Origin of the sequence: Corynebacterium sp. UBA4397, assembly GCF_002390965.1 — a bacterium.
Taxonomy (GTDB): Bacteria; Actinomycetota; Actinomycetes; order Mycobacteriales; family Mycobacteriaceae; genus Corynebacterium; species Corynebacterium flavescens.
The window spans coordinates 103008-116141 of sequence record NZ_DGRD01000001.1 but is presented as its reverse complement, the minus strand read 5'-3'; the positions used below and the strand labels follow the sequence as shown (position 1 = coordinate 116141).

The following is a 13134-nucleotide window of genomic DNA, read 5'->3' as shown; positions in this document are numbered from 1 at the left end:
GTCCATGTCCGAGGCGAGTACTAGAAAGGATGGCATGACTTCAACGACGTTCATCCATACCTCAGACTTTCAGCTGGGGATGACTCGGCGCTTTCTTGGGGAGTCGGCTCAGGCTCGCTACAGCGACGACCGAGAGGCCGCCGTCCTACGCCTGGGAGACCTTGCCAAGGAGACGGGGGCGCAGTTCATCCTCGTGGCGGGGGATGTATTCGAGCATAACTCGCTTTCCCAGGCCACCTTGTTGCGCGCCAAAGAGATGTTCAAACGCCTTCCGGTGCCCGTGTACCTGCTGCCGGGCAACCATGATCCTTTGGTCGCCGATTCGGTGTTCTACCGTGCCTCTGCGGAGAATGTGCACGTCATCGCGGATTCGCAGTCTTTTGAGGTGGCCCCTGGAGTTGAGCTGGTTGGAGCGCCATATCTATCCAAGCACGCCAATGTGGATCTGGTGCGCCAGGCACTCGAGCCCCTAGAGCCGGCAGAGGGAATCCGCATAGCGGTAGGCCACGGGCAAGTGGAGTCTTGGTCGGCAGAAGATAACGCGGATGCTATTGACCTGGCCTACGTGGAATCCAAGCTCTCCGAGGGAGTCATCGACTATCTGGCGCTGGGAGATACTCATTCCACCATGAGCCTGGGGACAACCGGGCGCGTGTGGTTCTCCGGCAGCCCGGAAACCACTGACTTTCTCCAGCTCCCGGCTGGCAAAGGCGAGGCAGATTCGGGTAATGCCCTGGTAGTCACGGTCGGGGAAGATTCGGTGGAGGTGGATAAGCGGCGTATAGGCCGCTGGTCCTTTGAGGCTTTCGATGTCGATATCAACTCCGCGCAGGACGTCCGTGGGTTCTTGGCCCGTCTCGACGCCTACCCGGATAAGATCCGCACCGCCATCAAGTACGGCCTGCGCGGAACCGTGGGGCTTGAGGAACAGCGCGAGTTAGAGCTAGGCCTTGCGCAATATGAGGCGCTTTTTGCCTCACTGCGCCCGCGCCAGCGCACTATGGACCTGCACCTTGCCCCCAGCGAAGAGGAGCTGTCCACACTGGGCCTGGGAGGTTATGCCTCTACGGCACTGGAGGAACTGCTGGGCGCACTAGATAGGCCGGAGGCTCGGGATGCGGCAAACTTGCTATTCCGTCTGACGGCTACGGAGGAGAAGTCACGATGATGCGCATTCACTCCCTGGTCATTGATAACGTCCGTGGAATTGACCACCTCGAATTAAGCGGCCTGCCGGAGACCGGCGTGGTGGTTATTCACGGCGACAACGAGGTGGGAAAGTCCACCCTCGCTGAGGCCATAGATGTGGTGTTGAACGAAAAGCATGGGGGCCGTTCCCGCAAGATCCAGGCTTTGCAGCCCGTGGGCAAGGATGTTGCGCCACAGATTACGCTCGAGGCCACGGTTGGTCCTGTGCACTTTCGCATCACTAAACGCTGGTTGCGTAAGAAAGCCTCCGAATTGCAGGTGCTTGGGACGCACCCGGCGCAGTTCACGGGAGGACAGGCAGATGACGAACTCGAGCGCATCCTAGGTGCACACCTAGACAGGGCGCTGCTGCAGGCGCTCTTTCTCCGTCAAGACGATCTGGGTGAGGGAATCTCCGCGGTGGGTATTCCCTCCGTTACCACTGCGCTAGAGAAGTCGAGCGGCGTGGCCGAGGAAGTTGTAAACGCCGAGGACTCCGAGCTGATGACGAAGGTCGAAGCGGAGTTTCTCAAGTACTTTAGCGCCAGGCAAGCGCGTCCAGCTCATGCCTATAAAGAGGCGATTGATACCCTCGCGCGCGCCGAGGAGAAGGCCGAAGCTGCGCAGGAGAAACTCGCTTCACTCGAGGGGGTAGTAGAGAGCTATGAAAAGATCCTCGAGGACAAGAAGGCTGCAGAAGGCAGCCTGCCTTTGGCAAAGCAAGAACGCGCTGAGGCGGGCGTAGCCCTAGAAAAGGCACAGCAGGCTGCAGAGAAAGCCGCCGCGCAGCAGGAACGTGTTCATCTCGCCGCGGCCGAGGTCGAGCGCCTAAAGCTCCTGGAAGTGCAACGCGGCGAGCTTAAAGCTGGTGTAGAAGCGGCAGTAAAAGACCTTCAAAGAACGGCTAAAGAGCTCGACGCCGCGCGAGAAAAAGCTTCCTCAGAAGCCGTGGCAAAGGCAGAACTAGAGGAGCAACTAGAGTCGGCGCAGGCGGCGTGGAGTGCTGCTCGCGAACAACTCAAGCTGGCGCGCCGGCTCCAGGCCAAGCAGGAGTGCAGTGACCTCGAAGCACGTATCGCCAAACTCGAGGAACTTGATACATCTCTAAAGCGAGCGCGCGAGGCGCTCCGCGCGGCACGGGACATCAAGGAAGCAGACATCAAAGAGCTGCGCTCAGCGGCGCAGGAAGTGGCGGTGGCGCAGCGCGTGCATACGGCTACCGCACCGAAGTTGCTTTTGAGCGCTGCGCCCGTGACCGAAGTGCGCGTGGATGAGGATACGCTGGCGGTGGGGGAAGAGACCGTCGTCAAGCTTGCGGAGGGAACCCGCCTCGAGATTGGAGCGGTGACCGCCATCTTTGAGGCGGGGGCCGGATCGCAAGAGGATTCGGGCGCAGCCGTTGCGCGCGCCGGGCTGCGGTTGAAAGAAGCCCAAGACTTAATCGGCTGCGACACCGTGGAAGAAGCAGAGGCTCTGCGCGAGGACTACCGCGCACTGCGCGAGGAACTTGGTCGCGCGGAACGTGAGTGGCAATTGGAGCTGGGGGAAGACGAGCTAGCGGAGCTTAAAGAGCGCCACCGCCAGCTTGCGGAGGAGGTCGCGGAGCTACCTGCCGAGGACATCGATCTGCGCACGGCAGAGGAGGAAGAGGAGGCGGCTCGCGAACTCGTGGAAGCCAAGGAGAAAGCGTTGGCTCCTTATCGTGATTCCGCCACCGTGCAGGAGGTCATCCGGTGGGAGACGCTGCATGACACGGCTCGGGGCGAGGTTGAGCGCGCCCGAGCGAAGTTGGAGTCCGCGCGTGAGGCAACGGCAGATACGGATGTTAGGGCGTCCGTGCTGCAAGCCGAGGGCGTCCTCGAAAAGAGAACAGCAGAGCTTGCGCAGATGCAGGAAGTGGATCTGGATACGGCGCGTGCCCTTGTCGAGGGGGCGCAATCCCGGATGCAGGGCCTAGAGGATTCGGTGCGGGCAGCTGAATTGGATCTAAGTGAGCTCAGTAGTCACATTCAGGTGCAAACGGGTGCGGCGGAGGAAGCCGCGCAGGCTACTGCCCAGCTGGATAACGCCCGCGAGGCGCACGCGGCCATCGAGCGCAGGGCGAAGGCGGTGCGATACTTGCATGAGCTTTTGCTCAAGCACCGTGACGCCGCGCGTGAGCGCTATGCGCAGCCCTTTACGCAACAACTCTCCGAGTTTGCGCGCACGGTATTCGGGAAAGGCGTGAGCTTTGAACTCAATGAGGAGCTCCAGATCCAGGCACGTACCCGGGAGAATCAGACCGTTCCCGTTGAGAGTCTTTCTGGTGGCGCCAGGGAGCAATTGGCAATTCTCACTCGCTTCGCCATTGCAAAACTGGTTGATGCCGATGGGGTCCCCGTCATCGTTGATGATGCGCTGGGCTCGACCGATGTGCATCGGCTGCAGCTGATGTCCACCCTTTTTAGCAGCGTGGGACAGTACGCCCAAGTTTTAGTGCTGACGTGCGTTCCAGAGCGCTATTCGCGGGTGCCCGGACGCAAAGAATATAGATTTTCAGACTTGCGGGGTTAACGTCTGGGGAAACCTGCTATATTTGGCCTAGTTTCAGGTGTAATGTTGTTGACATGACTACAGAAATCCGGTGGCTCAACGATAGCGAGCAAGAACTATGGCGCCTGCTGCTCGCGGCTATTAGGAAAATCAACCGCGGCATGGAAGAAACACTCATGGCTGGCGGCGAGGTATCCGCCTCAGAGTTCTCCGTCCTGGTCTCCTTGAGCGAGGCTAAAGACAATCAGATGCGCTTGCGCGAATTATGCTCCTCCCTAGACTGGGATCGCTCGCGTACCTCGCACCAGGTCACGCGCATGGAGCGCCGCGGTCTGGTGTCAAAGAATAAAAGTTTGGGTGATGCCCGTGGTGTGGTAGTAACTATCACCGAAGAAGGCATGGCCCGCCTGCGTCGCGCCGCACCGGAACACGTTGAATCCGTGCGGCGTTTAGTATTTGACCACCTGCAAGAAGATGACGTGCCCTCACTTCTGCGCTTCTTCCAAGGTGTTATGGACGTTGATAACTTGCCAGGCTACAAAGGCTTCGTTCCCGACGAGCGGCTCCCGCGCCAACCCTAGAATTGTAGTGACAAGATTGTGAGAGGAATGAGAAGATGATGGGACAAGAGCTCTTCGAGCATCCCCACCGGCAATACCGCGAGTATGGAATAACCGCCCTCGCGGAGCTTTCCTCCCGCATCGGGGACCCGGAGGATCCCAACATGGACGCCATGGAGGAGGCCCTAGCCAACTCCCCGGAGGATGCCATTACCTTCGACGAGGACACGGATCTGTGGATTAGTGGCCCCGATGAGGCCATTGAGGCGATGTTTGATGACAGGGAGGCATTCGTTGCTGCCTTGCTTGAGGATGTCGACCCAGGGCTGTGACCCCATAAAGGGTGGGGAACCAAAAGGTGGAGGAGTACGCCCAGTACGGTTGGGCTGCTAAGGTAAGCACGTAGTGATTGCCATGAGATGGCATGGCGGATTGAAAGGACTTTGATTGATGAACGAGTATTTGGCTCAAGAGCTTCGTGAGGCACAGACGCGCGACAAGTCTGACGGTTGGGTTTCCGTCTTCGTCGCTTGGATTCCGAATATGATCATCGCCGTCGTCCTGCTTTCCCTAATGTTGTTCGGCATGTACTACGTCGAGCACGGCACCTTGGACATCACCAAGGACGTTGTTTACCAGCACTCCGTCACGACCAAGAGCTAGCGCCAGTAAGCTAAGAAGCCGACAGCAGGCCCCAAGGTGCAAAACAAGCTTCTTGGGGCCTGCTGCGTGCGTTGTGGGCTCGGAGTACCGAAATGCAAAAATCCGGCAGAAACCGTTTTAAGAAACAGTAACTGCCGGATTTCTCCGTTTGCACGGGCTGAGAAAAATGTGTCCCTGACAGGGATCGAACCTGCGACCTTCGGTACCGGAAACCGATGCTCTAATCCGCTGAGCTACAGAGACAGTGTGGAAACCTTAAATGTTTCAACGCTGTGATTCTATCCTATGGGGCTCGTTGCTACTAAATCGAGTCCGGGGAGGTCGCTGACGTCTGCCTCGCCGGTCCGCAGGTACTTGATGGCGGCCTCATCGACTCCACGGTTTCCTAGGGCAAAGTGCCCATGTCCTGGTCCGTGCACTGTGATGACGCGGGAGTTCATCCGCTGTGAGAGTCCGGTGTGGAACTGATAAGGCGTCTGCGGGTCACCCGTGCCTTGAATCTGTAGCGGGCGGACGGCTAAGCCGCTTCCGCTGACATTTATAGGTGCGGCAATGGCAGTTCGCCCAGAGCACGCCGCGCCCGAGGCATAGAGCGAATTGACCGCAGTGAAGGGATCCCCGGTGACGTAGTTGCTCCAGATGAAGGAGGGCAGCTGGGTGGGATTCGCCGCGACCTGATTCTCGTTGCAGACGAGGACATTTTGCATCGTCATGGCCTCTACAGCAGCTTCGTTGGCGGCCTTTAGTTCTTCCTCAGATGTGGAGCCCGCAGGAACCTCGATGGGCTCGATACCGGCGATATGCTTGGCCAGCGTATCCCAAACCTCAGGGCGGGGAGCCGCCTCGCGAGTCATGGCGAGGGTGGGGGAGGCAGCTTGCATGGACCCTGGCTTGGCGGCCATGTCCCGCAGGTTTTCCGCCTGCACGCGCAAGGGCCCAGTCGCGGTCATGATGTTGGCACCTGGTTGCCCGCTAAACTCCAGCCCCAGCGGTAAGTCACCGATCTGTGCATTCGGAGGCAGGACAGTGGGGCGAGCGCCAGCCTCGGCGGCTACCTTTTGAGACCACCGCTCATAGGCTTGAAGCGGGGTGCGTCCGAGGTGATAGGTGGCATCGTTCCTTGCTATGAAACCGAAGAAATCGTGCAAGGCGTTCTCGTATCCGGCTTGCTGAGAAGCGTAGATTCCATTCCATGCCAGCCCTGGATCCATGCCCGAATCAAGGAGCAGCTTGTCGGTGTGCTCGGGATAGAGAGTGGCATAGGCAGAACCCAGGAAAGTGCCATAAGACAATCCTGCGATGGAAATCTTATCCTCGCCGAGTGCGCTGCGGACCATCTCCCAGTCACGTGCGGTGTTCTCCGTAGTGAGGGAGTCGGTATAACCCGGGGTATTGGCCTCGCAGGCGTCACGTGTGACGCCACCTATCTGGGTAAAGCTCTCAACGCTGCTCGCCTGCGCGGAATCGCTGCTGCAATTAAGGGGAGTCGAGCCCTTCAAGCCACGGGGCTGAACACCAATGATGTTCCATTCCTGGAGGATTTCTGCGGGCCACTGGGCTGCGTTAGTGTTGCCCACCCAGCTATAGGCGCTGCCACCAGGACCGCCCGGGTTGGTGAATAGGGATCCCAGACGTGCGCTTGGGTTCTCTGCCCGCAGACGGACAAACCCGACGCTGATGGAACCTGCGTCGGGCTGCGAATAGTAGGTGGGAACGTCGATGCGGCCGCATTCGGCGCGCTCGTTGTTGACCTCTGGAGGGCACTGCTCCCAAGAAATTGCTGGAGCAGCATTAGCCGGAGCTACACCGAGGCCGCAGGCAAGCGCAGCGGTCAAAGCAAGCGCCCAGCCTTTGGAAACTGTGGGCTTAAGCGCAGAAAGAGTCACAAGTCTAGCTCCTGTAGTTAGAGGTGTTTAACTAGACTATATAGACCAATAGCGTGTTAGTCCACGATAACGACGATGAGGTTACGCGGTCCGTGGACGCCCTCGACACGAGATAGCTCGATGTCAGAGGTGGCTGAGGGGCCAGAAATCCACGTGGCGGGACGCTGAGGATCCATGCGAGAGACTACCTCGGGGATTCCGTAGACCACCGAATCGCGGTGCACGATGCAGATGTGGCGATCGGGTACCAAGGTAAGCGCGCGGCGCCCGCAGCGAGGGCCGGATTCCAAAACGATGGTTCCGGTTTGTGCGGAGGAGACCACGGACTCGGTGACCACGGCGTCGACCGAATCGAGCAGGCGAGGATCGGAATCCGGATCATCGGGGGTAGCAGAACCCTCAAAGTTCACGAAGATAGAGTCATCGAGACCTTCCGCGTAGCGGATGTCCTTGCAGTCCTTTTCCTCGAGAATACGGTTCAGCGTAGAGGGAAGCTCCGCCACGCTGGTGAGTTCGACCTCGGCCTTGTAATCCTCGAGCCTCTCCACAAACATGTCGAGCAACTCGGCGGCATTGAGAGTGCCCTCGCGCTGGTACTCGCGGGGGGCGACAACGTGATCTGGCAGACCCGCGGACTTTTGAGCGCTGCGGATGCGGCTCAGAATTTCTTCTTTGGCGTTCACTTGATGCCTTCCTCTCGGGCCTGGTTGAGCAGGTTCTTTGCTTCGTTGCTCTCGAACCACTGGCGGAATGATTTCTTCGGCGGTACGGCGGTATCGCGGCCTTCAGACCAGCCGGACATGAACAGCGGAAGCCGGTCGATGATGCCGTTACGGCCGCCCATGACGCGGGCAAGAGCGACCATGCGGGTGGCTTGGTTCCACACCTTCGGGTGTGCCCACACTGCCTCGACCATGCGGAAGAGCTTCGACTCTACCGGCGGGGTGGCGTGGGTGACCTTTTGATAGCGGTTCTCCAGAATCACGTCACTGAGGGGGATCTTCACTGGGCAGACCTCATCACAGCGCCCACAGAGGGAGCACGCATAAGGCAAGCTGGCGGAAGGATCGTGGTGATCCTTCATTCCGGTCAGCTGCGGCGTCAGGGAGATGCCGATGGGGCCGGGGTAGACCGATCCATAGGCGTGGCCACCGGCGCGCTCGTAAACAGGGCACACGTTAAGGCAGGCAGAACACCGGATGCACTTCAACGCCTGGCTGCCCACGGGGCTCGAGAGCGCCGCGGTACGACCATTGTCGAGCAGGATCAGGTGGAAGTTCTGCGGACCATCACCCTCAGTGACACCGGACCACATCGAGGTATAAGGGTTCATGCGCTCCGCGGTGGAAGAACGCGGCAGCAGCTGCAAGAAAACCTCGAGATCCTGGAACTTGGGCACGAGCTTTTCGATGCCCATTACAGTGATGAGGGTTTCCGGCAGGGTCACGCACATGCGTCCGTTGCCCTCAGACTCCACGACGTTGATAGTGCCGGTCTCGGCCACGCCGAAGTTAGCGCCCGAGATGGCAACCTTTGCCTTCATAAACTGTTCGCGCAGGAAGGAGCGGGAGGCCTCTGCGAGTACTGCGGGCTCGGCTTCGAGGGTGTCATCGGTATTCGGCATCTCTTTGACGAAGATGTCCCGGATCTCGGCGCGGTTACGGTGAATAGCAGGCACCAAGATGTGAGAGGGCTTATCGTTACCAAGCTGAACGATGAGCTCAGCGAGGTCGGTTTCACGAGCATGGATGCCTACCTCTTCGAGGTGCTCGTTGAGGCCGATTTCCTGGGTGGCCATGGACTTGACCTTAACGACCTCGGTCTCGCCGGTCTCTCGGATGAGATCCTCGACGATCTTATTGGCTTCCTTGGCGTCGCGCGCCCAGTGGACGATCCCGCCACGCTTGGTTACCTGCTCCTCGAACTGTGCGAGCAGTTCCGGCATGCGAGCGGCGACATCTTCCTTGAGTGCGGAACCTGCGTTGCGCAGCTGCTCCCAATCGGGTGCCTCCTTAACGGCGTGGGCACGCTTGTTGCGGATGGTCGTGGTGGCGTGGAGGAGGTTGCGACGCTGGGTGGCGTTGTTGAGGCCCTCATGAGCAGCTGGGACGAAGGACTTGTCTCCGCGCAGATTGCCGTAGTTCTCTGGTGCGCGCGGTGGAGTGGTATCGAGGAAGCTAGTCATTAGAGCATCTTCTCCTTAGAGTAGGCCGCGGTCTCAGGGGTCCACGGATGTTCCTTGGTGGAGGCCAAGATTTCGGCCATGTGCAGCGCGCGAATTCCGCTGCGTTGACGGGAAAGCGCGCCGCCAATATTCATGAGGCAGGAGGAGTCACCGCCGGTGACGTACTCGGCTCCGGTGTCTTTGACGTGGCGCGTCTTGTCAGTAACCATTGCCTGAGAAACCTCAGCGTTCTTCAGGGCGAAGGTCCCGCCGAATCCGCAGCATTCCTCGAAGTTTTCCAAGGGCACGAGATCGATGCCTTCGACCTCACGCAGCAGCTGGTAGGGGCGGTCACCGAGCTTGAGAAAGCGCAGGCCGTGGCAAGAGGAGTGATAGGTCACGCGGTGGGGGAAGAAGGCGCCCAAGTTGGTGCGCTGCTCAATGTCTACGAGGAACTCGGGAAGATCGAGAGTCTTATCGGCGGCCTTGTGGGCGCCGTCTACATCAGCAGCGGTACCGAAGCGCTCCGCAATGCGGGTGTGGCGCTCGCGCACGGCTCCAACACAGGAACCAGACGCCGAGACCACATAATCGATTGAAGGATCAGCGAAAGCGTCGGCATAAGTGCGGATCATGCCGAGCGTTTCTTTCTGGTAGCCGGTGTTGACGTGCATCTGCCCGCAGCAGGTCTGTTCTTCTGGGAAGACCACCTCGTGGCCGAGACGAGACAGGATCAGTGCGGTAGCTTTCTGCGCATCCGGGAACATGGCATCACCGATGCACGTAGAAAACAATGCTATTCGCATGCTTGCGCTCCTTGCTTTATCCAGCGGCGCATGTGGCAACTGTGCTCACGCCGATCTGGGAAAAATAGTATGGGGTATGCCACAAATCCTACAACGAAAGATCACAGAGGTCTAACGGCGATTCCCGCGCCCAGCTGCGGGTATTCCGCAACATTAGTATTGTCGAATTATTTGTCGCGTGTACCTTTTAACCTGATAGTGCTACACGGGAGTGGGGGCGTTAAACTCTTTCGATATGAATCCAGTAGATCTCTCTGCGCTCGTTCGGGATGCCGCCGTTGCGGTACTTGAGGAGCACGCCCTTGACACCTCCGTACTCCCTGCAACCGTAACGGTAGAGCGCCCGCGCAATCCCGATCACGGCGATTACGCCACCAACGTTGCCTTGCAGGTGGCTAAGAAGGCGGGTATCAATCCTCGCGAATTGGCTGGTTGGTTGGCACAGGCTTTGGCAGACAATGACGCCATTGCCTCCGCAGAGATTGCTGGCCCGGGATTCCTTAATATTCGTCTCGCTGCAGCCGCGCAGGGCGCAATTGTCTCGCAGATCCTTGCCGCTGGTGATTCCTATGGCGATAATGATGCCTACGCTGGAAAGCGCATCAACTTGGAGTTTGTCTCCGCTAATCCCACGGGGCCGATCCACCTGGGTGGTACCCGCTGGGCAGCTGTGGGTGATTCCCTCGGAAGAGTGCTAGAGGCCTCCGGTGCTGCAGTCACTCGTGAGTACTATTTCAACGACCACGGCGGGCAGATCGACCGTTTTGCTCGCTCGTTGGTCGCCGCAGCCAAGGGCGAGCCCACCCCTGAGGACGGCTACGGCGGAGCATATATTCAAGACATCGCGCAGGCGGTGCTGGAGCACAACCCCACCGCCTTGGAGGGCAGCCCGGAGCAGGTCCAAGAGGCTTTCCGTTCCGCAGGTGTGGACATGATGTTTGCGGTGATCAAGCAGTCGCTGCACGAGTTCGGCGTCGACTTCGATGTTTACTTCCACGAGAACTCCTTGTTTGAGTCCGGCGCCGTGACCAAGGCGCTCGACGAACTCAAGGCAAAGGGCGAGCTTTACGAAGCCGATAATGCCTGGTGGCTCAAGTCCACCGATTACGGTGACTCCAAGGACCGCGTTGTCATCAAGTCTGATGGAAATGCCGCATATATCGCCGGCGATATTGCCTACGTGGCAGACAAGTTCGAGCGCGGCCACGATCTCAATATCTATATGCTCGGCGCTGATCACCACGGCTACGTTCCCCGTCTGAAGGCTGCCGCGGCCGCTCTTGGCTATGACGCGGATGCCGTCGAGGTGCTCATTGGCCAGATGGTCAACCTCTTGCGCGAGGGTAAGCCCGTCAAGATGTCCAAGCGCGCGGGAACGGTCATCACCATTGAAGACCTCGTTACTGCTATTGGTGTCGATGCTTCGCGCTATTCCCTGGTTCGTTCCTCGGTAGACCAGACCATTGACATCGATTTGAGCCTGTGGGCGTCACAGTCGGCGGACAATCCCGTCTTTTACGTGCAGTACGGACATGCCCGGCTATGCTCAATTCTCCGCAAGGCTGCTGAGATCGGTGTCTCGGCCGAGGGTGCAGATCTCTCCCTGCTGAACAATGAGCTGGAAGGCGATCTCATCCGTACACTGGGAGAGTTTCCCGGTGTCGTCGCACAGGCCGCGACCTTGCGTGAGCCCCACCGAGTGGCACGCTACGCGGAGAATCTCGCGGCAGTGTTCCACCGCTTCTATGACCAGTGCCAGATACTGCCCAAGGCCGGGGAGTCGGCGGAGCCCATCCACTCTGCGCGCCTCGCACTCGCGCAGGCCACGCGCCAAGTCCTTGCCAACTCACTGTGCCTCGTCGGCGTTTCTGCACCGGAGAGAATGTAGATGAGCACCGATTTTAATGATTTGCCCGCCCACGTCTGGCCGCGCAACGCCAAACGCGAGGAGGACGGCGTAGTCACCATCGCCGGCGTTCCGCTCCCAGAGCTGGCGGAGGAGTTTGGCACGCCACTCTATGTTTTCGATGAAGATGATTTCCGTTCGCGGTGTCACGACATGGCCGATGCTTTCGGGGGCCCCGAGCATGTTCACTACGCTTCTAAGGCCTTCATATCCAAGAAGGTCGTGCAATGGGTCAACGAGGAAGGGCTTTTTCTCGACGTCGCCTCAATAAACGAACTTCGCATCGCCCTAGCCGCGGAGTTTCCGCCGCAGCGCATCACTGCCCACGGCAATAACAAGGGCGAGGACTATCTGCGGCTTTGTGTCGAGCAGGGCGTAGCCCACGTGGTTTTGGATAACGAGTCTGAACTGGAGAACCTCAACCGCATCGCTGGCGAGGCCGGGCGAGTCCAGCCCGTGATGATTCGCGTCAAGCCTGGGGTTGACGCTCATACCCACGAGTTCATCGCTACCGCGCATGAGGACCAGAAGTTTGGAATCTCGTTGGCCACCGGCGCGGCCTTTAACGCCGCTAAGCGTTGCCTCGGTGCGGAGTACCTCCAGCTAGTGGGGCTGCACTGCCACGTCGGTTCCCAGGTATTCAATGCTGAGGGATTCAAGCTCGCTGCTGAGCGCATCTTGGGCCTTTATGCGCAGATCCATACCGAGCTGGGTGTCAATCTTCCGGAGCTTGATCTCGGCGGAGGCTTCGGCATTCCTTATATGCCTTATGAGGAAGCGCTCGATATTGAAGGCGTCGCCCAAGACATGCTCGGAGCGGTCGATGATATGGCCCGCAAGCTGAGCATTCCGGCGCCCTTCCTCCTCGTCGAACCAGGGCGTTCCTTGGTGGCCGGTTCCGCAGTCACGGTTTACCGAGTAGGTACGGTCAAGGACGTTGAGACAGGTAAGGCGGAGCTTCCCGTGCGCCGCTACCTCGCGGTCGATGGAGGTATGTCGGATAATATTCGCCCGGCTCTCTATGGCAGCGAATACGATATGCGTGTGGTCAATCGCGAGACCGAGGGCTCGCTCGTGGACTCACGTGTGGTGGGCTTTCATTGTGAGTCGGGGGATATTCTCCTCGATGAGCCACAGCTTCCCGCCGATATCGTTCCGGGTGACCTCGTGGCATTCGCTGCGACAGGCGCGTATCAATACATGATGTCTTCGCGATATAACGGTGCAGTGCGTCCAGCGGTGGTCGCACTGCGCGCGGGCGTGACTAAGCCCATGTTGCGGAGGGAGACCATTGAGGATCTCCTCTCGCTTGAGGTGGAGTAGCAACAGCCGGGTGGGTGAGTAGACAGCTCGTTCTGTATAGTGTCGAGTAGCTCATTCCCCAGGGCGCAGGATAAAACTAGATAGCAAGACAGAAAAAGCAATCGAA

11 protein-coding genes and 1 tRNA gene are annotated in these 13134 nt (G+C 59.0%); 7 read left to right on the top strand and 5 right to left on the bottom strand.

The window, feature by feature from the left end:
* The first annotated feature begins 34 nt into the window (after positions 1–34).
* From B2696_RS00540 to B2696_RS00520, 5 genes are all read left to right on the top strand, one after another.
* Entirely contained in the window at positions 35–1168 is a 1134-nt protein-coding gene (locus B2696_RS00540; RefSeq protein WP_286953236.1) for a metallophosphoesterase family protein, read from the top strand.
* Positions 1165–3741, top strand: a complete 2577-nt coding sequence (locus B2696_RS00535) for an AAA family ATPase (protein WP_286953233.1) — start codon at positions 1165–1167, stop codon at positions 3739–3741. Before B2696_RS00540 ends, B2696_RS00535 begins: the two co-directional genes overlap by 4 nt.
* A 53-nt stretch (positions 3742–3794) precedes the next feature.
* A complete protein-coding gene (locus B2696_RS00530; protein WP_075729601.1) occupies positions 3795–4301 on the top strand; it encodes a MarR family winged helix-turn-helix transcriptional regulator in 507 nt (168 codons plus the stop codon).
* A gap of 35 nt (positions 4302–4336) precedes the next feature.
* Positions 4337–4612, top strand: coding sequence for a molecular chaperone GrpE (locus B2696_RS00525; RefSeq protein ID WP_286953230.1), 276 nt, complete (start codon positions 4337–4339; stop codon positions 4610–4612).
* 118 nt (positions 4613–4730) lie between these two features.
* Entirely contained in the window at positions 4731–4943 is a 213-nt protein-coding gene (locus B2696_RS00520) for a hypothetical protein (RefSeq protein WP_286953227.1), read from the top strand.
* A 169-nt stretch (positions 4944–5112) separates the two neighbouring features.
* Here the strand turns inward: B2696_RS00520 and B2696_RS00515 are convergent.
* The 5 genes from B2696_RS00515 to B2696_RS00495 form a co-directional block, all read right to left on the bottom strand.
* Positions 5113–5186, bottom strand: a tRNA-Arg gene (locus B2696_RS00515).
* A gap of 35 nt (positions 5187–5221) precedes the next feature.
* Entirely contained in the window at positions 5222–6829 is a 1608-nt protein-coding gene (locus B2696_RS00510) for an alpha/beta fold hydrolase (RefSeq protein ID WP_286953224.1), read from the bottom strand.
* A 56-nt stretch (positions 6830–6885) separates the two neighbouring features.
* Positions 6886–7512: a LutC/YkgG family protein gene (locus B2696_RS00505; RefSeq protein ID WP_075729604.1), complete on the bottom strand. Its 627-nt coding sequence runs from the start codon at positions 7510–7512 to the stop codon at positions 6886–6888.
* Entirely contained in the window at positions 7509–9014 is a 1506-nt protein-coding gene (locus B2696_RS00500; protein WP_075729605.1) for a lactate utilization protein B, read from the bottom strand. The genes B2696_RS00505 and B2696_RS00500 overlap by 4 nt, the downstream gene beginning before the upstream one ends.
* On the bottom strand, positions 9014–9799 hold the full coding sequence (locus B2696_RS00495) for a (Fe-S)-binding protein (RefSeq protein ID WP_276623467.1): 786 nt from the start codon (positions 9797–9799) through the stop codon (positions 9014–9016). The genes B2696_RS00500 and B2696_RS00495 overlap by 1 nt, the downstream gene beginning before the upstream one ends.
* Before the next feature lie 235 nt (positions 9800–10034).
* Between B2696_RS00495 and argS the strand changes: the two genes are divergently transcribed.
* Together argS and lysA are read left to right on the top strand one after the other, a co-directional pair.
* The gene (gene argS, locus B2696_RS00490; protein WP_286953217.1) at positions 10035–11687 is read left to right on the top strand and encodes an arginine--tRNA ligase; all 1653 of its coding nucleotides are present in this window, start codon (positions 10035–10037) and stop codon (positions 11685–11687) included.
* Positions 11688–13028: a diaminopimelate decarboxylase gene (lysA, locus tag B2696_RS00485; protein ID WP_286953215.1), complete on the top strand. Its 1341-nt coding sequence runs from the start codon at positions 11688–11690 to the stop codon at positions 13026–13028.
* Positions 13029–13134 lie beyond the last annotated feature (106 nt).